The sequence below is a fragment of the Clostridium sp. CX1 genome, from assembly GCF_025398335.1.
In the GTDB taxonomy this organism is placed as follows: Bacteria; Bacillota; Clostridia; order Clostridiales; family Clostridiaceae; genus Clostridium_AM; species Clostridium_AM tanneri.
On record NZ_JAODOO010000004.1, the window covers coordinates 155,174 to 173,220 of the forward strand.

Sequence of the window (18,047 nt, forward strand, 5' to 3'; positions counted from 1 at the left end):
ATAAACTCTCCATATTAAGTTTATTTACTAGCCCTTACTCACTCCCAGCTGACTAGCCAGCCAACTACTTTGTGAATTCATATTATTCATTGCAGTTTCTAATTGAGCAAATTGTTTATAATATCTATTTTCTCTATCACTTATTTTTTCTAGTAATTCCTTTATTGCAGTTTGCTTATCTAAAATTTGGCTGGTAATAGTGTTTTTTAATTCTGTAAAATCTCCTTTAATTCCTGCTATTTCAAGAAGAGTTCCCTTCTTTCCATTGCTGTCTCTAAAGGTTGATATATTATTTTCTAAGATATCACTTATTCTATTAAATATTCCCTCTTCATTATATCTTTCTTTTCTATCATCACTTCCCAAGGTTCGTGAATAATAAGTGTGACTTGTAGACTTTTGGGTAAATAAATTCATTACTTTATCTGGTTCATTTTTTAAAGCTTCTTTTAACTTATTTTCATCAATAATTATCTTTCCCCTTTGGGATACATCAGATGAAGTGCTTAATCCTATTTCAGATAGATTAGTACCTGCACCCTGAACTCCATCAAAAAATGCCCTTCTCATTTCAAATAGCATATTTTCTAAAGTACTATCCTTAGAAAGTATACCTTGTTTAGCTTTTGTTTCCCACTTCTCTATTTGATTCTCACTCATGGACTCTTTTTGGTCATCAGTAAGTGGTAAATAGGTATACTGCTTTTTTTCTTCTACTGCACCGGAAATTTTACCTATAAGTTCATTATAGCTATCTATAAATCCTTTAATAGACTCAAATCCTTTATTCACATTAGAGTTTACAGAAAAGCTTACAGGACTAGTAGTAGTTCCGTTTAATACATAGTTTACCCCATCAATAGTAAAGTTGTTTGAAGACTGCTTAATAGTAGTAGAAGCACCATTACTAGTTAACGTAACTGTGGCATCCTTTCCAGTTTCATTTATGCTAGAAGATCCAAAAATTGAATCTAAGAAGGTTCCTGTAGTATCTGATGCAGTTAGAGTTTGACTAACTCCAGTTTGCGTTGAAGTCATTACAAACTGTCTTGTAAGCTGAGTATAGGAAATATCGACTCCTGCCTTACTTTCAATATCTCTAATTATATCATCTATTGATTTGTTTTTTGCACCTACTATAATATCATCTGGGTTAGTTTTGTTATCAGCATCACTATTAAAGTTATAGTGAAAAGTCTTACCATTTACAGTAAACTTAACTTCCCCACTCATTATATTTGACATTTTATCACTAGTACTCTGATCTACAGCAAATGAACTAGGCAGCCCTACAGTGCTAGCCCCATTTCCTGTTATTGTGATTTGGTTTTTTGAAGTAGATTTGAATATTAACTTACCATCCACAGACTTATCTGCTGTTATATCTGTTCCTGATAACTGAGTAGTAATTTGTGATGCTATAGTGCTTATGGCATTATTATTTGAAGCATCTTTAAACTCTGATGTTGCTGAATCCCAATGGAATGCTTGTGGAGATAATGTCACAGTTTTAGTTGTAGTACTAGTTCCATCAAAAATATTTACAGTTAATTTATCATTTACTCCAGTTATTATTTTTTGATCATAGGATAGTATATCTCCCGAAATAGTAGGATTAGATAAAGTAGTGCTGTTTGCTCCTACACCTGTGCTACTTAACGAAACCGCTGTAGCTGATACTACTGCACCACCATTTGAATAATTTACACTTCCAGCTATAGAATTATTACTACCGTCTACAAATGATATATTTAAGCCATCTGTTGATTGTGCTTTCACTCCTGTTGGAAACTTAGTAACTCCATCTGTGGCAGTAGCCCCTGACAGCTTACTATTGATTTGTGCTGATAAGCTTTCCATTGTATAGTTTCCATTTGAAACAGTAACATTATAATCTTTGCCCTGTACAGTTACCTTCAAGCTGTTATTTGTATCATCTATTTTTACTTTGTGATAAAACTTTATAGCGTTATCTTTTACAACAGCTTGTATACTATCACTTAGCTTGCCACTTCCATTATCAGTTGCTGCTAATTTTGTATTTATAGTTGAAGCAATATTACTTAAACTACTATAATTACCTGTATCAAGAATTATGCTTTTGCCATCTACTGTTATCTGATTATTTGAACTGTCTAATACTACTGGAAAAGTTAAATTATTTGTTGCCTCTTTTAAATTGATATAAGGTGTTGATCCTGACAATGAAGATGCTTTAGTTGCCATATTACCGACACTAACAGAATAATTTCCTTCTGTTGCTCCTGTACCTGCTGTCATCTTAACTGTATTACTAGTATCTGTGGTATTCACATCAAAAGTAGATATGTTTTTACCTGAAAGTATATAACTACTTGATAAAGTATCAAAATATTTACTTTTAAAGGAATTAATTTGTCCGATAAAATCTCGATACGAGTCCTGTTTCCATTGAAGTATTTGCTGCTGTTGTTTTACTTTATCTACTCTGCTGTAGTAAGTAGACATCATTTGTTTTATTGTAGCATCAGTATCGATACCTGTTGCCATTCCTGTCAATCTCAGTTTGCTACTAGTACTAGTTATGCTACTCATAACTTACTCCCCTTCCTACAAATAGTTTTTCACTTTATTTTGCTCCTCTGGCTAACTTACTAGCCTCGTGCCAAGTATCTCTAATATCCTCTATTAAAGGAATGACCTCTTCCATTATTGCTACATCTTTCTTGATGTTGGCATACACAAGCCTTCTTACTATAAAATCGTAAATACTCATTAATCCCTGAGCCCACTGTCCTCCTTTATTTACGTCAAGAGTTACCATAAGCTCATAGAATATATCTTGAGTTCTCAATATATCTTCATGGGCCTTCTTTATATCTTTATCAATAATTGCTTGTCTACCCATCTTGGCAAATTTAACTGCTCCGTCTACTAGCATTAATAGTAATTGATCCTTTGAAGCATAATTTACACTATTGGTTTTATACGCATTATATGCATTTGAAGCATACATAATTACAACACCCCTTTTTCCACTAAAAAGTCAAACCTATTTTCTAACATCTAAAATATTTCCTCTCATCTCATCCTTTGAAGATTCCGGTTCCTTAAAAGCTGGAATATTAACTTCCTCTAATTTCACCGCTTCTATAGTAATTTTCTTCTTATTCTCTTCCTTTTCCTTCTTCTGTTTTTCTAATTCCGAACTAAATTCTGTTCCATCTTTTTTATTCTTATTTTTACTATCAGTATTTACAGCTATTTCAGCCTTATTGTGAATCTTTCCCGGTTTTGTAGTTTCTTTTATTCTTTGACGTAATTCCGGATCAACTTTGTTTAACCTATATTCCATAAATCCACCACCCCTATTTCAAATAGAGAATTGACATAATTTCTTATGCAATAGCAGTCAACGTTTGAAACTTTAAGCCTTTTGATCTACAAACACTCCTGCTAATTCACATAGTTTGTCTACCATGTCTATAAGTTTTTTCGGTGGCATTTCTCTTACTACTTCTTTCGTTTTATCATTTACTATTCTTATAGTCAATTCCTTTGACTTTCCATACAACTCGTACTCTACATGGGTAGCCTTACCCTCTAATAGCTTATTCAATTTATCCGCTGCCTTTTTTACATCCTTTTCTGATACACCTTGTTTATTATTTGATGGAAAATTCCATTCAGAATTTTTGCTTTCTGAAGCAGCTGCATTACTCCCTGAATAGGTTGTTTCTGCACATTGACTGCTGTTATCTGCAGGGTTTGTGTTTAAACTAAAAGATGTTTGTCTTCCTTGACCTAGGTTTTTAACTTCCATGCATAACACCTCCCATTTAAAATAAAAATTTAATCTACTAACAAATTTACTTTCCTATCTTTTTCAACATACTAATATCATAAGCTGCTGCATTTTTATTTTCTTCTTCTACTTCTTTATACAACTCTTTCCTTAGAATTGTTACACTCTTAGGAGCAGATATAGAAAGTTTTACAGAGTTATCATCCAATTTTACTACTGTTATTTCTATATCATCCCCTATTAGAAGTGACTCGCCTTTCTTTCTACTTATGACTAACATATAACCATCTCCTCGGAAGCCCTAATCACTCCTGCTATTAGAAGTGTAGAGTTTTCTGTTGCCATAGAAAACTATTGATCTCTTTTATATATTCCTAATAGTACTATTTTCCATATAATGGATGCTTTATAACATAATTAGGGTTATCTAGTATTATTTGTTCCCCTAAATTACTTTTTATATTTATAATTATTGGTGCTTTTAAGTTTACGGTGATATTTTCTACTTTGGAGTTTAATGTCACCGTATTTAAAACCAAAACCTCTTCCGCTCTTTCTATCTTAAGTTCACTAGTTTTTTCTTCATCTAATTTAAGTTCATAATCCTTTATCAAATTAAAAGGAGATATTACTATCAGTCCTATATTCATATCCTCTGTTGATTGGAGAATACTAAAGACTTCATTATCTTCTACGGTGAAAAGAATAAATTTCTTTAACTGTTCAAAACCAGGAAGTCCTTTTTTAAATGTTATAATATCCTTTTCTTCAAATTCTCTTACTCCATGATATTTTGTATTTAATTTCATCCCTTAACACCTCTTTTGCCAATATGACAATTAAAAATTTCTCAACCTTCATTGCCTATTGAGGCTCTATCTCATATAATCCATTAGTGTTGGCTGTAATACTTTTGCACTAGTTTGCAGTGATGCTAAATAAACTGTTTGCATCATTGCATATTCCATAGTTTTCTCCGTTATATCTATATCTTCGGTCTTAGACAATATGTCTGTCATATCTAAATTGGATTGTTCATTCTGATCCTTTGCACTTTCCATTCTATTTTGCTTAGCACCAACTTCTGAACGAACCTTTAGTATTTGTGACATAGCAGCATCTAAATCCTTTAAGTCTTGGCCTGTTAACGCTTTCGTTGCATTTGCCTCGTCTAAATTCCCATTTTCATCTTTACCATCTAGGTGATTCATTATTCTATTTAGTAAGCTTCTTATATCATCTTTATCATCTTTTCCATACTTTATAACATCTACTGCTGAAACATTATATTTTACCAGTACCCCTTGTGAAAGTTCCGTTTGGCGGCTTCCTGAAAGCATATTTACCTGTATGCTTGGTAGCTCTGTAGAAGGACTATTCAATTGATTATTATCAACATTATTTGATTTAATACTTACTCCATTACTGCCTCCATCGAAAAATAATATTTTCTTTCCATCGGCACTTCTTTCTGCCAAAATCTTTCCTGCTAAGAGCTTCACAGGAGGGGTATCTGAAGTTTGAAATTCATTAACTTTTTTATTGATACTATTTATAACATCGTCTATAGAAGAATCTGCAGTAAAGGTATCTAAAGCTATCTTAGCTTCAGTACCATTTATACTAAAGGTTATTTCCTTTTCTGACCAGCTTTCCGGATTAACTATTTCAGATGTAACCTCTGGCAAAATCTTTAACTCTTTCCCATCATTACTCGTGTATATTAGTCTATTATTTCCTGTAACACTGTCTGCTTTTACATCTACAGGCTTAGATGCTCCTTTAGTACCGCCAAAAATATATTCACCATCAAAGCTTGTGTTTAAAATCTGAGCTATTTGCCCTACTCTTTGATTTAGTTCATCCTTTATCTTTGCCCTTTCATCTGAACCATAGGCTGCATTTCCTGCAGATACTAATTTTTCTCTTATTGACTGAAAAACATTTCCTACTTGACCTAATGCTGTATCTGTAGTATCTAGCCAGTTTATAACATTAGTTATATTTTTATTATACTGAGTATTTGCATTTATCTGTGAATGCATCTGCATAGATCTCGAAACATTAAAGGGATCATCGGATGCTCTTCTAAAGTTTTTTCCTGATGCCAGTTGCTGCTGAAGAGTTCTCATTTTATTTAAATTTGTACTCATATCGCTTAGATAGTTGTTTGAAAGCATTTTATTAGTTATACGCAATTTATATTCACCTCATCTTTATAAACTCAAAATTCATAGTAAAGATTGGCCTTTCTATAGTTCTCTTATTTCCAGTCCTTCATCAATGTATTTACCTCTTTAATCCATTTACTACTACATCTAACAATTCGTCTACTGTCGAAATAATCTTTGCATTTGCTTGATAGCAATGTTGAAATTGAACTAAGTTTGCCATTTCCTCATCAAGGGACACCCCTGAAACGGAAGCTCTTGATTCCTCAAATCCTGCTAAAAGTTTTGCTTGGTTTTCTACCATTCTTCTTGCTTCCTGCTCTTGTATTCCAAGCCTGTTTACTGTATCTTTAAAATAGCTATCTAGTGTCATACCACCGATATCATTGGTTATTACATTCAAATTTCCTAGACTAGGATCTTGACTAAATATTTTATCTAAGAAACCTGCTTTTGTAGTGTCACTGTTTACATTTTGAATAGACATTAATCTATCTCTAAGCATTTCCACTGCTAAAGCTCTTGTCCCATCACTTTCTCCGCTTAATGGATTTCCATTCTCATCATACTTAGCTGCTGTTTTAATTCTCATAGGATTATCTATTATTGCTTGATTAATAGTAATATTAGCTGCAGTTATATTTTGTTCCGCTATGGATATAGCACTTTCATCTCCTGTGTAAACCCCATTTTTTGCTGCATCTCTATTTACAAAGAAGTTATTTATATCCTCTCCATTATCTTTAACAGAACCTTTACTTTGGCTCATAATTCCATTTACTGCAAAAGCTAATGCCTTAGCAAACTTATTTAACTGACCTTGATAGGTCTCTATATCTTGCTGTACAGACATATATCCCTTTAGCTCACCAGTTGGAGGTTTAAATAAAGCTAATTCTTCAAAGCTACAGCTTTGATCATTAACTAAATTACTTTCATCCGCTAAACCAGATATTTTTCTTGTGCCATCAACCTTTAATGCTACACCGTTATTATTAGCCCAAATCACTCTAGATTCATCTAATTGTTTAAACTTATCTGCTGCACTTACATAACCGGCTTCTCCTGGTTCCCCTGTATCCTCAAGCTTAACTTTTATAGTTACCTTGTTTTTTTCTGAAGTTGTATCACCATTTTTATAGTAGGTAACTGTATATTCTCCTTCTCCATCAAACTTTTCCTCTGTGGAGCCTTCCTTTACGATGCTTTTTATATAAGAAAACTTAACTGAATTATTTGGATCCAGTGCTTGAACTATATTTAACGGCTTACCATCTGTTCCAAGGGGCGCATTGCCGTTATCTCCTGTGCCTGCGTATTTTCCATCATTTGATGTGGTAACATCAATTCCATCAAACTGTTTTTTGTCTATTTTTATTCCAAATTTAACACTTAGCTTGTCTAGTAATAAATCACGTTTATCCATTAAGTCATTAGGAATATTGCCGGATACCCTTACCTGTTTTATCTGCTGGTTGATCTGATTTAGCTGGGACAGCATACTGTTTATATCAAAAACTGTATCTTTTATCATTATTTGAGTATTTCCCTTAAGACTTTCAAGATTGGTATAGGTATGATTTAACTCATTAGTGAGTGCTAAGGATTGCTGTGCAACTATTGATCTAGCATTGGATTCTTTTGCAGAAGTGGCAAGAGTATTCCAAGCATCAAAAAATTTACCAATTAACGTAGATATACCGGTGTCTGTAGGTTCATTCATGATATTTTCTATCTCGCCTAAAAACTTATCCCTTCCCTTAAACTGACCATCAATTCCCATCTCGGTTCTTACCTGATAGTCTAGAAAGGAGTCCCTTATTCTATTAATGGCTGAAACCGTTACCCCTGTACCAATCTGCCCTGGTTCGGCAGCATTATTCATAGCTGGCATTGGGTAAGGTCTTGAAGTTTCAAGTTCAACCCTCTGTCTTGAATATCCCTCTGTATTAGCATTTGCAATGTTATGCGATGTTACATCTATGGCTCTTTGCTGTGCAAAGAGTCCTCTTGTGGCTATATGAAAGGTCCCAAATAAACCGGACATTTAATTCACTCCTTCTATCTTTTCTTCCCATAAGGGTTATAAGTCTTTGGTCCTTTATCAGGATTTAGTACATTAAGCATCTGAGTAGTAAACCCAAGACCCTGTCTTATTAGAAGTTCATTTGTATCCTTTTGAAGTTGTATTTCTTCTAAAAGGTTCTTTATATTTTTATAATTGTTATCTAATTCCTCATTTTTTAACTGGCTAACTAGTTCACTCATTCCTTGACCGTTAGTTAGCTGTCTTCTCTGAACCTCAAATTTAGCAACCTCTCTTGCACATCCTTCGATTGTAGCTGCAATTTTATCTAGTGCAAAGACTTCTCTTTTAGTTAAATGTTCAAATTGCTCATCTAAAGCAGAAAGAAGAGCTTTTAGGGCTTTATGCTCTTCTAGTATAATTTTATTTAACTCACCGACCATAGCCTACCTCCACCTTTATTTAATGAAAAGCTAGCATTAACTTCTCTATTGCATTATTTTTGTTTAATTTCTTCAAGTATCTTCGCTGCTACTAGTTTTGAGTCTTTATTATAAGTACCGTTAGAGATTTCACTCTTTAATCTCTCAATCTTTTCCTTTGAATTTATAAACTTATCATCTATTGAATATGAACTTAAGCTTTTTGCAACAGATGAAATCTGAATAGAGTCCTTTTGCTGCACTTGCTCTTTCTTTTCTATAGTTTTTTTATTATTTGCATAAAGATTTACTATTTTACTTGGATTGACTCCATTAATCTTCATATAAATTACACTCCTAACCTACAATCAAAATCATTGTTACCCTATTATTAATATTATCGGGTATCTACCTGCAATGTTTATACCTTTAAAATGTTATTTTCAGCTTAAAACCCTTTATTTTACTACTTTAGCAAAAGTATAAGTTCAATTAAATTATTAGTTAAAAAGGTATATTATTTAATTATTTTAGCGAAAAAGAAAACAGCCCTTTAAAAAGGCTGTCCTTGTCTTCCTAGAGACTTAATTCTATCTTCATTACTAACAATACTTGTAATTCTTACGCCAAAGTTTTCATCAACTACTACAACTTCACCATAGGCTACTTTTTTTCCATTTACTAGTATCTCCACCGGTTCTTCTGCTAATTTGTCTAGCTCTATGAGCGAGCCAGTTCCTAAACTTAATATATCTTTAATATTTTTCTTTGTACGACCAAGGACTACAGATATCTCCAAAGGTACATCTAAAATTAAATCTATATTCTTAGGCACAGTTTGAGTCGTACCTGGCGAGTTTAATGGCTGGAAGGTAGCTTGATTTATCTCTACTTGAGGTTGTCTATGTGTCTCTATCGGTTTTTCATATACTGGCTGAGAATAGTTATTGTATTGTTGTGTATTTTCATATGCAACCTGTTGAGCCGCTGGCTGTGAATATTGCTGTGACACTACCTTAGTCTCCGGTATATTCTGTGGTTGTGCCTGTTGTGTATTCGATTCTTCTTGTCCCATCATTATTGAAACTATCTTTTTAGCAGTTTTTATTGGAAGTAACTGCATCATATAGCTATCTACTAAAGTTCCTATAGTTAAGGAAAAGGATACCTTTACTATCGCTTCATCATCTGATATACCTTCTGCAAGAGGCTCCGTTAAGTCATTCCATATCTTAGACATAGGCGGAGATATATTAACCTCTCTCATAAACATAGTGGCCATTGATGTAGCTGCTGAGCCTATCATCTGATTCATTGCCTCTGATACGGCACTTAATTCTATTTCCGTTAACTCTGTAATTACATCTGAGACAATACCTTCTCCACCCATCATTAGGTTTGCAATTACAGCAGCATCTGTTATTCTCATTACAAGAAGGTTTTCCCCAACTATACCGCTTGTATACTTAACCTCTAAAGCAATATTGGGAACTTCAAATTCACCTTTTAAATCTCCTAGTGTAGTTAAACTTACTACTGGTGTAGTAATATTTACAGGCTGATTTATAATCTGAGAAAGTGCTGTGGAAGCAGATCCCATCGATATATTACCTATTTCCCCCAATAGATCTTTCTCTAAATCTGATAGCTCCGTTAAATCTGATTCTGCTGCAACCGCAGCTGTAGTTGCTGGTGAAGGGTCCGGTTGAATGTCTCCTCCTCCATTTAAAAGTGCATCTATTTCTTCTTGTGAAAGAAACCCATTACCCATAATTCTCCACATCCTTATCTATAATATCAAGTATCTGTATCCCCATATTTTTACCTAGTGTACCAGGTTTACCGTAATAATATGGTTTACCGTCTACCATTAGTTTAACAGGGCTGCTGGTTTTTTCATTTAAAGTTATTACATCACCTATATTTAAATTCAAAAACTCGTCTACAGTAATAGCCGCAGTACCAAGTACAGCGGAAAGCTCCATACTTACTATCTTTAATCTTTCTCTTAACTTTTCTCTTGATTCTTTTACTATATCTTCATCATTTTCCTGGAACCAATATTGAACAACTAGCTTGTCTAAAACCTTTTCTATACTTAGGTATGGTATACATATATTAAGAAAGGTACTTCCCCTGCCTAATTCTACTGAAAATGTTATTAAGGCTACCGGTTCATTCGGCGCAAGGGTTTGGTTTAGTGCTGGATTAGTTTCCAGACCTTCTATTTCCGTCTGAACTTCTAGTACATCCTCCCAAGCAAGTCTTAAGTTTGATATCAGTCCTGAATTTACAACCTTAATGATATTTTTATCTATATCAGTAAACTCTCTTAGCTTATGCTTTCCTCCACCTTTTCCACCGAGAAGCACATCTATTATTTCAAAAACAAACTGAGGGTTTGTCTCGAATAATACAGAACCGCTTAAAGGAGGCATTCTAAACACAGTTAAAATAGTTGGATTAGGCACAGAATGAATAAATTCTTCATAGGTTATCTGCTGAACGGATTCTATTTTAACTTTTACGTTAGCTCTCATCTGTGCAGTCAAATAGTTTGAAATTATTCTGGCATAATTATCATGGATAAGCTCAAGGGTCCTTATATGATCCTTAGAGAACTTCTGAGGACTTCTAAAGTCATAAGGTTTTACTTTTTGCCTTTCCTCTTCCTTCGGCACTTCGTCCGGTGTCAGTTCTCCAGTGGATAACGCAGCTAAAAGGGCGTCTATTTCGCTCTGCGATAATACGTCTGCCATATTTTTCCCTCATTTCTAATTACAATTTCTTATATTATGCTGAAAGCAACTTGTCAATATCTATAAGCGTTACAATTCTATCCTTAAAATTTATAACCCCTTCTATATAAGCTTTCTTTCTTTCATCACTTATTTTTTCGATTATATCTTCTTCTACATCTAAAACTTCATCTACCTGATCTACAGTTATTCCTACAAGTTCATCTTCCATCTCTAGTATAATTATATTATTTTGTTTTTCTTCTTCCTTTGGTACGTCAAGTAGTAGGTTTATATCTAAAAGTGATATTACATTTCCTCTTAAATTAATAAGACCTTTTATGTGTGCTGGAGCCTTTGGCACCTTTGTTATTTCCATAGCATCATTTATACTTTGAACTTTAGCAGTTTCTACAGCAAACTGCTCATTATTTAACTTAAATATAACAACCTGCATGGCTGCACCTCCATATAATAAATATTTATCATAACTTTTATATACACTATAAGCTTTAAATCCTAAATAGTTCAATTGAGAACTGAGAATTAAGAACGAATATTCTTCATAAAGCTGAGCAGTAAACTCTTTTAATACTTATAATATGGAGCAATTTTAATTAAGTTTATAATTGTAATAAAATATTTACTATTACTTGATAATTTTCGACCAGAATTTAATTTTCTTTATAGATTATATGCAATAATCTATATAAAGTTCAAATGAAATTCATCCCACATATAAGTATTAATTGGCCTATTGTTAGGTTTTGCTTTTTAGTTAAATCATTCTCAATTCTCAATTCTCAAGGTAACTCTTTGCTACTAAAAGTTTAACTAGTTTTAATTTATGTACCTCTATCTGATATATTTAATTGTTTCTGTAGGTTATCAAGACACCTAGAACAATTAATGCTACAAAAGATAGAGGTACATCCAATACTTTGATTTAGTTTAATATTCTATTCCTAACCTATAACCTTTTTTATAGCTTCTAGTACTCTGTCTGGCTGGAATGGTTTTACTATAAAGTCCCTTGCTCCTGCTTTTATAGCATCCATAACCATTGTTTGCTGTCCCATTGCTGAGCACATTATTATTTTTGCTGCTGGATCAAAAGCCTTTATTGCTTTTACTGCTTCTATACCGTCCATGTCTGGCATAGTTATGTCCATTGTAACTACATCTGGCTTTTCTTTTTTATATAATTCTACAGCTTTTATTCCATTATTTGCTTCTCCAACAACTTCGTATCCATTTTTCTCTAATATGTCCTTTATCATCATTCTCATAAAAGCAGCATCATCAACAATTAATATTTTTGACATTTTATTCCCTCCAAAATCCTTCACATCTAGTGTTATTAACTAATTCCTAAAGTACTTAATATTTTCTCAAGTGAGCCGGGCATTGGTACATAGTAGAAATGCCCGCTTATTTCTGCGTTATTTTCTATAAATACAGTTTCGATGTCAAGTACATAATCATCAAACTGTCCTGACTCTATAAAAGTTGTAGATAGTATTGCTCCAAGCATATCGTAAGTTACAGCTGGAACAGAAGGCATTATAGTAAGTCCAGTGAATTTAGATATGGCATTCATATAGGAACTTGATATAATGTTCCCTATTTCACATATTACAGAATTGCCCATTTCACTTAGATATTCTTCCTTTTCTCCTGTCAAAATTTGAACTAAACTTAAAGCGGTATTCTTTTCAAATACAAATAATATATTACCTGGAGTCTCTCCTAGTACTCTAACTATAACTCCTACAACTATTTCATCTCCACCTATGCTTGAAAATATATCATCAAAAGGAACTATATTTATATTTGGCACCGTCATATCTACCTTTTTATTTATAAGCTGTGATAGAGCCGTTGCAGCATTTCCCGTACCTATATTTCCTACTTCCCTAAGAGCGTCAAGCTGTAGCGGACTAAGGTTTTGATAGCTCATATATGATTCTTACCTCCTTACACCAAAGCAGCAACATCAAGTATTAGAGTTACCAATCCATCCCCTAGTATCGTTGCTCCTATATATTCTCTAAGTCCTTGAAGTGTTTTTCCTAGTGGTTTTATAACAATTTCCTTCTGTCCTAGCAATCCATCTACCATAAGTCCCACTGTTTTCTCTCCGACTTTCACTATTACTATATAGTTCTTAATGCTGTCAGACTTTTCAACTCCTAATCTATTATGAAGTCTTATAAGAGGCGTAACATTACCGTTATATATTATCACTTCTCTGTTATTAGTCATTTTTACTAAATCATCACTGTAGTCTATAACTCTATCGATATAACCTAGAGATATAGCCATAGTTTCGCTGCCAACATTTACAAGGAGAGCTTGGATTATCTGTAGTGTTAGTGGAAGTCTTATTATAAAGGTTGAACCCTTATCTTTTTCACTTATTACATCTACAGTTCCTCCTAGAGCTGATATCTTTGTTTTAACTACATCCATACCAACTCCTCTTCCTGAGATATCTGTAACCTGCTCGTTTGTACTGAAACCCTGCATAAAGATTAAGTTTCTAATATCATTATCAGTCATTCCGTCTGTATTTATGCCAAGTCTTTCTGCCTTTGCCTTAACTTTATCTACAGGTATTCCTGATCCATCATCTTCAACCTTTATTACAGCTTTAGTTCCTTCTTGGTAAGCTATAAGCTTTATTTTTCCTATTGGATCTTTTCCTTTTGCAACTCTTTCTTCCTTTGACTCTATGCCGTGGTCTGCTGCGTTTCTTATCAAATGGATAAGAGGTTCTCCTATTTCATCTATTACTGTTCTATCAAGTTCAGTATCTGCTCCCTGAATTAATAGTTCCATTTCTTTCTCAAGTTCAACAGAAAGATCTCTTATCATTCTTGGAAATCTATTGAATACGGTATCTAGTGGAAGCATTCTAATCTTCATAACCAAATCCTGAAGGTCCGATGTAGTTCTTGCAACCTGCTCTAGAGTTTCATTTAAATCTGTTAATCTATGATTGCTGCTTATCTGTTCAAGTCTTGTTCTATGAATAACAAGTTCCGATACCATATTCATAAACTTATCAAGTCTTTCTAAGTCTACCCTTACAGATTGATGAGTCTTCTTATGAACTTCCTTCTGCACCGGCTTAGCAATATTATTCTTGACTTGTGGAGTTGTAACCACAGGTTTTGGCTCTATTTTAGTTTTAATTTCTTCAACCTTAGTTTGTTCTTGTTCAATCTTTTTAGCTTTTTCTGCCTTTACATCTACACTGCCTACTAAAACCTTGTCTACTTCTGAAATATTCATCAGTGTTTCGTATATTTCATTTTTATCCTTAGTAGATAGGAATATCAAATCTATTTCAAAGTCAAAGTTTTCATTTTCTATATCCTCTGCACTTGGTATAGATTTTATTATTTCACCAAACTCTTCTAAACTCTTAAATATTAAAAATGCTCTAGCAGATTTTAACAAGGTATTTTCACTTAGCTTTATTTTTATCTGATAAGAATGAAAACCTCTATCTTCCGCCTGTTTTACCACATTTATATCATACTCGTTTAACTCAACTGGTGTTCCATCAACTTTTTCTTCTTGAATCTCTTCCTTAGTTTGTGCTTCCTCTGCCTTCCCCTCAGTAATAGACCCTAGTTCCTTTATTATTTCCTCAATAGGTGTTTCATCTTCTACCCCATCAGAAATATTATTAACCATCTGCTCTAAAGTATCTAGGCACTTAAATAATACTGTAACAACCTTCTCTGTAACCTTAAGCTGTCCATCTCTAAATTCAGAAAGCACATCTTCCATTTTATGAGTAAGCTCTGCCATCTGGTTGAATCCCATTGTCGCCGCCATTCCCTTTATTGTATGAGCTACCCTAAATATTTCATTTAACTTATCTATATCATCTGGCTCTTGCTCAAGTTGGAGTAGAGAATCATTTAATGTCTGTAGGTTGTCCATTGATTCTTCTAAAAACATCGACATGTACTGTGATGTATCCATTATATTCCCTCCTTACAGCTTCCTATATATGAAGGTGGAAGCTTTTTCAAACCCATAATCTCTATAATTATATATACTTTCAGTGGCGCCTACAAACAGCAGCCCACCTCTTTTTAAGGATTGACTAAATTTTTTATAAATTTGATCTTTCACATCCTGATTAAAATATATTACCACATTTCTGCATACAATTAAATCAAAATCTCGTTCATAATTTTCAAGTATAAGGTCATGTTTTTTAAAGGTTACCATACTCTTTATTTTCGGGCTTATATTATATTTATCGTCCTTTATTGCAAAATACTTACTTAAGTATTCTTTTTTCACGTTTTTAATTTCTGAGGAAACATATTCCCCTTTTTTAGCCTTTTCAAGTATAGTATTATCTAAGTCTGTAGCTAATATTTTATGCCGCCCTGATGGTGATAGTTCTTCTAAGTACATAGCTATAGAATAAGGTTCTGCTCCAATGGAACAGGCAGCACTCCATATTTTAAGTGAGTTACTATTTTTCAATAGTTCACTCTTTAACTTTTCTTTTAAATCTTCAAATATCTCTGGGTTTCTAAAAAACTCTGAAACATTTATTGTTATGAAATCGAGAAATTTTTGTTTTTGAGCAGGATCCTTTTTTAACAGTGTTATATACTCATCTATGGTTTTGGCACCTACTCTTGACATTAAACTCCCTATTCTTCTATGCAGTTGATTTGACTTATAAGCGGATAAGTTTATATTAAACTCTTTCATCACCCACTGCTCAAAATAGGCCATATCCATAAAGCTTACCTCCAATTCCCAGCTACTACTTTTATAAGTTCCTGTGCTATACTATCTATCGGAAGTACCATATCAACCATACCTGTTTCAAAAGCTGCCTTTGGCATACCATATATGGTACAAGTAGATTTGTCTTCTGATATAGTAGTTCCACCGTGTTTTTTAATTTCTATTGTCCCTTGAGCTCCGTCTTTCCCCATACCTGTAAGCACTGCACTTATAATATGAGCTCCATAGGTCTTTGCCGCTGATATAAATAGCTTATCCACTGCTGGCCTCACTCCCCATAGAGTAGGTTCCGTATTTAAGTGTATTTTTTGGTCACAACCTACTTCCATATGAAATCCTCCTGGAGCGATATAAACAGTATTCTTTTCTATACTCATTCCATCTGATGCTTCTACTACTTTTATTTTACTATTTAGATTAAGCCTCTCAGCGAAAGCCTTTGTGAAGCCAACAGGCATATGCTGAACTACGAAAACAGGAACTCCTAAATGCTCTGGAAGAGAGGTTATTACCGCATATAGTGCCTTTGGCCCTCCTGTAGAAGCGCCTATAACTATTGCATCTATTTTTCCAACCTTGCCTTTTCTATGGTTTTTGCTGCTATTACATTCTGTAACCTTTACAGTATCTTTAGGCTGAACAGCAAGTTTTCCGTATGCCAATCTTATCTTTTCAACTAAATCAGTTTTTACTTTGTTTATGTCCAATGATATGGCTCCAGAGGGCTTAGGTAGAAAATCAAAAGCGCCTGCTTCTAGGCATTCCATAGTCATATGAGGACCTTTTTTAGAAACACTGCTTAAGACAATTACCGGGATATTCATATTTCTTTTTTTCAGTTCCTTAAGAGCAGTGATACCATCCATTTTAGGCATCTCTACATCTAAAGTTATTATATCTGGTAAATTAGTATCAAGTCTAGTTAATAGGTCCTCTCCATTTCTTGCTGTACCTATTACTTCCATGTCCATCTCTTCATTTATCATATCGGAGATTATTTTTCTCATTAAAGCGGAATCATCTACTACTAAAACTTTTATTTTTTTCAAGTTAGTATCACTCCATTTTTATTAAAATTACCTCTTAACTAAAGCTCTTTAACTCCCATTCCAACAGTTTTTATTTGAACTAATCCATCAGAACTGCTAAGTATCATTGTCCTTCCTTTGTTTCCACCTACATCTTCTGCAATTATTGGAATAGAGTGCTGTTTAAGTGAATTCCTTACTGCAATGCTATTTCTATTTCCTATATCCATAATCATACTCTTATCTGAAAAATTAAACATAGAAGCACCTCCAGCTATTTTTGCCTTCATAGTTCTTCTTGATGCTCCCAATTTTTCTAATTTATCTATAAGCATAGGAATGGCTAAGTCTGCAAATTTTAGAGGGTTAGTAACATTATTAAATTGTGTGCTGTCTGGCAGCATTATATGTGCTAGTCCCCCTAAACCCTTTGTTTTATCATATATAGCTATTCCAATACATGAACCCAGTCCTACTGTTATTATTCTATCAGGGGCGGAGGCAGTATTCATGTCTGCAATCCCTACTTTTATTTCTTTTACTTCCATAAATATGCACCTTTCAATTTATACTAAATAAACATTTTTTCTTCCTCTGTTAGTATTGTACCTAGGTTTAGGAATATAATTATTTTACCATCTATTTTAATTAGTCCTTTTATATATCGTTTTGAAATACCTGAAACTATTTCTGGTGGTGCCTCTATATTTTTTTCGTTTACATCTCTTACTTCTGACACCACATCAACTATAATTCCAATCTTACTGCCTGACTGCTTGGCTACTATTATCTTTGATTCATCCTTTTTGTCGCTGTTTACAAGGCCGAATCTCTGAGTAAGAGATATAACTGGTAGAATACTACCTTCATAATTGATAACCCCTTCGACGAACATTGGTGAATCTGGAAGTTTTGTTGGTTCCTCGTAACCTAAAATTCTCTCCACTTCCATTATATCTGTAGCATAATGCTCTCCATTTATACTAAATATTAAAACTTTTATTTCTTTGTTTTCCATAATGACTCCTCCCCGTTAACTCTGTGGTAACATGAGTTATAATTTCATTATATAATAAAGTATCGTCTGTAG

20 protein-coding genes are annotated in these 18,047 nt (G+C 33.5%); all 20 read right to left on the reverse strand.

The window, feature by feature from the left end; all coding sequences use genetic code 11:
* Positions 1-27 precede the first annotated feature (27 nt).
* The 20 genes from fliD to N4T77_RS06035 all read right to left on the reverse strand — a co-directional run bounded on the left by fliD (position 28) and on the right by N4T77_RS06035 (position 17,975).
* Positions 28-2,574 carry a flagellar filament capping protein FliD gene (gene fliD / locus N4T77_RS05940; protein ID WP_261670836.1) on the reverse strand — a complete coding sequence of 849 codons (2,547 nt, stop codon included), beginning with the start codon at positions 2,572-2,574 and terminating at the stop codon, positions 28-30.
* A gap of 34 nt (positions 2,575-2,608) precedes the next feature.
* The gene (gene fliS, locus N4T77_RS05945; protein WP_261670837.1) at positions 2,609-2,995 is read right to left on the reverse strand and encodes a flagellar export chaperone FliS; all 387 of its coding nucleotides are present in this window, start codon (positions 2,993-2,995) and stop codon (positions 2,609-2,611) included.
* A gap of 36 nt (positions 2,996-3,031) precedes the next feature.
* On the reverse strand, positions 3,032-3,334 hold the full coding sequence (locus tag N4T77_RS05950) for a hypothetical protein (protein ID WP_261670838.1): 303 nt from the start codon (positions 3,332-3,334) through the stop codon (positions 3,032-3,034).
* A gap of 72 nt (positions 3,335-3,406) precedes the next feature.
* Complete coding sequence (locus tag N4T77_RS05955; RefSeq protein WP_261670839.1) at positions 3,407-3,802, reverse strand: flagellar protein FlaG; 396 nt, start codon at positions 3,800-3,802, stop codon at positions 3,407-3,409.
* Between the two features lie 46 nt (positions 3,803-3,848).
* Positions 3,849-4,064, reverse strand: coding sequence for a carbon storage regulator CsrA (gene csrA / locus N4T77_RS05960; protein ID WP_261670840.1), 216 nt, complete (start codon positions 4,062-4,064; stop codon positions 3,849-3,851).
* A gap of 103 nt (positions 4,065-4,167) precedes the next feature.
* The gene (gene fliW / locus N4T77_RS05965) at positions 4,168-4,593 is read right to left on the reverse strand and encodes a flagellar assembly protein FliW (protein ID WP_261670841.1); all 426 of its coding nucleotides are present in this window, start codon (positions 4,591-4,593) and stop codon (positions 4,168-4,170) included.
* Positions 4,594-4,659: 66 nt separating this feature from the next.
* On the reverse strand, positions 4,660-5,982 hold the full coding sequence (flgL, locus tag N4T77_RS05970; RefSeq protein ID WP_261670842.1) for a flagellar hook-associated protein FlgL: 1,323 nt from the start codon (positions 5,980-5,982) through the stop codon (positions 4,660-4,662).
* Positions 5,983-6,073: 91 nt separating this feature from the next.
* Positions 6,074-8,002, reverse strand: a complete 1,929-nt coding sequence (flgK, locus tag N4T77_RS05975) for a flagellar hook-associated protein FlgK (protein WP_261670843.1) — start codon at positions 8,000-8,002, stop codon at positions 6,074-6,076.
* 14 nt (positions 8,003-8,016) lie between these two features.
* On the reverse strand, positions 8,017-8,424 hold the full coding sequence (locus N4T77_RS05980) for a flagellar protein FlgN (protein ID WP_261670844.1): 408 nt from the start codon (positions 8,422-8,424) through the stop codon (positions 8,017-8,019).
* 53 nt (positions 8,425-8,477) lie between these two features.
* Positions 8,478-8,747 (reverse strand): flagellar biosynthesis anti-sigma factor FlgM, encoded by a 270-nt coding sequence (locus N4T77_RS05985; protein ID WP_261670845.1) that lies wholly within the window; start codon positions 8,745-8,747, stop codon positions 8,478-8,480.
* A gap of 209 nt (positions 8,748-8,956) precedes the next feature.
* Complete coding sequence (fliY, locus tag N4T77_RS05990) at positions 8,957-10,174, reverse strand: flagellar motor switch phosphatase FliY (RefSeq protein ID WP_261670846.1); 1,218 nt, start codon at positions 10,172-10,174, stop codon at positions 8,957-8,959.
* Complete coding sequence (gene fliM, locus N4T77_RS05995) at positions 10,167-11,162, reverse strand: flagellar motor switch protein FliM (protein ID WP_261670847.1); 996 nt, start codon at positions 11,160-11,162, stop codon at positions 10,167-10,169. The genes fliY and fliM overlap by 8 nt, the downstream gene beginning before the upstream one ends.
* Before the next feature lie 34 nt (positions 11,163-11,196).
* The gene (locus N4T77_RS06000) at positions 11,197-11,598 is read right to left on the reverse strand and encodes a chemotaxis protein CheW (RefSeq protein ID WP_261670848.1); all 402 of its coding nucleotides are present in this window, start codon (positions 11,596-11,598) and stop codon (positions 11,197-11,199) included.
* A gap of 508 nt (positions 11,599-12,106) precedes the next feature.
* The gene (locus tag N4T77_RS06005; RefSeq protein WP_261670849.1) at positions 12,107-12,466 is read right to left on the reverse strand and encodes a response regulator; all 360 of its coding nucleotides are present in this window, start codon (positions 12,464-12,466) and stop codon (positions 12,107-12,109) included.
* Between the two features lie 35 nt (positions 12,467-12,501).
* Complete coding sequence (locus tag N4T77_RS06010) at positions 12,502-13,101, reverse strand: chemotaxis protein CheC (protein ID WP_261670850.1); 600 nt, start codon at positions 13,099-13,101, stop codon at positions 12,502-12,504.
* A 17-nt stretch (positions 13,102-13,118) separates the two neighbouring features.
* The gene (locus N4T77_RS06015; RefSeq protein WP_261670851.1) at positions 13,119-15,140 is read right to left on the reverse strand and encodes a chemotaxis protein CheA; all 2,022 of its coding nucleotides are present in this window, start codon (positions 15,138-15,140) and stop codon (positions 13,119-13,121) included.
* A 12-nt stretch (positions 15,141-15,152) separates the two neighbouring features.
* The gene (locus tag N4T77_RS06020; RefSeq protein ID WP_261670852.1) at positions 15,153-15,920 is read right to left on the reverse strand and encodes a protein-glutamate O-methyltransferase CheR; all 768 of its coding nucleotides are present in this window, start codon (positions 15,918-15,920) and stop codon (positions 15,153-15,155) included.
* Positions 15,921-15,925: 5 nt separating this feature from the next.
* Positions 15,926-16,978 (reverse strand): chemotaxis response regulator protein-glutamate methylesterase, encoded by a 1,053-nt coding sequence (locus N4T77_RS06025; protein WP_261670853.1) that lies wholly within the window; start codon positions 16,976-16,978, stop codon positions 15,926-15,928.
* Positions 16,979-17,016: 38 nt separating this feature from the next.
* Complete coding sequence (locus N4T77_RS06030; RefSeq protein WP_261670854.1) at positions 17,017-17,505, reverse strand: chemotaxis protein CheD; 489 nt, start codon at positions 17,503-17,505, stop codon at positions 17,017-17,019.
* 23 nt (positions 17,506-17,528) lie between these two features.
* Positions 17,529-17,975, reverse strand: a complete 447-nt coding sequence (locus N4T77_RS06035; protein ID WP_261670855.1) for a chemotaxis protein CheW — start codon at positions 17,973-17,975, stop codon at positions 17,529-17,531.
* Between the last annotated feature and the right edge of the window lie 72 nt (positions 17,976-18,047).

Coding starts and splice junctions, on each gene's coding strand:
- fliD (WP_261670836.1), bottom strand. CDS start 2,574: ATGAGTAGCATAACTAGTACTAGTAGCAAACTGAGATTGACAGGAATG.
- fliS (WP_261670837.1), bottom strand. CDS start 2,995: ATGTATGCTTCAAATGCATATAATGCGTATAAAACCAATAGTGTAAAT.
- N4T77_RS05950 (WP_261670838.1), bottom strand. CDS start 3,334: ATGGAATATAGGTTAAACAAAGTTGATCCGGAATTACGTCAAAGAATA.
- N4T77_RS05955 (WP_261670839.1), bottom strand. CDS start 3,802: ATGGAAGTTAAAAACCTAGGTCAAGGAAGACAAACATCTTTTAGTTTA.
- csrA (WP_261670840.1), bottom strand. CDS start 4,064: ATGTTAGTCATAAGTAGAAAGAAAGGCGAGTCACTTCTAATAGGGGAT.
- fliW (WP_261670841.1), bottom strand. CDS start 4,593: ATGAAATTAAATACAAAATATCATGGAGTAAGAGAATTTGAAGAAAAG.
- flgK (WP_261670843.1), bottom strand. CDS start 8,002: ATGTCCGGTTTATTTGGGACCTTTCATATAGCCACAAGAGGACTCTTT.
- N4T77_RS05980 (WP_261670844.1), bottom strand. CDS start 8,424: ATGGTCGGTGAGTTAAATAAAATTATACTAGAAGAGCATAAAGCCCTA.
- N4T77_RS05985 (WP_261670845.1), bottom strand. CDS start 8,747: ATGAAGATTAATGGAGTCAATCCAAGTAAAATAGTAAATCTTTATGCA.
- fliY (WP_261670846.1), bottom strand. CDS start 10,174: ATGGGTAATGGGTTTCTTTCACAAGAAGAAATAGATGCACTTTTAAAT.
- fliM (WP_261670847.1), bottom strand. CDS start 11,162: ATGGCAGACGTATTATCGCAGAGCGAAATAGACGCCCTTTTAGCTGCG.
- N4T77_RS06000 (WP_261670848.1), bottom strand. CDS start 11,598: ATGCAGGTTGTTATATTTAAGTTAAATAATGAGCAGTTTGCTGTAGAA.
- N4T77_RS06005 (WP_261670849.1), bottom strand. CDS start 12,466: ATGTCAAAAATATTAATTGTTGATGATGCTGCTTTTATGAGAATGATG.
- N4T77_RS06010 (WP_261670850.1), bottom strand. CDS start 13,101: ATGAGCTATCAAAACCTTAGTCCGCTACAGCTTGACGCTCTTAGGGAA.
- N4T77_RS06015 (WP_261670851.1), bottom strand. CDS start 15,140: ATGGATACATCACAGTACATGTCGATGTTTTTAGAAGAATCAATGGAC.
- N4T77_RS06020 (WP_261670852.1), bottom strand. CDS start 15,920: ATGGATATGGCCTATTTTGAGCAGTGGGTGATGAAAGAGTTTAATATA.
- N4T77_RS06030 (WP_261670854.1), bottom strand. CDS start 17,505: ATGGAAGTAAAAGAAATAAAAGTAGGGATTGCAGACATGAATACTGCC.
- N4T77_RS06035 (WP_261670855.1), bottom strand. CDS start 17,975: ATGGAAAACAAAGAAATAAAAGTTTTAATATTTAGTATAAATGGAGAG.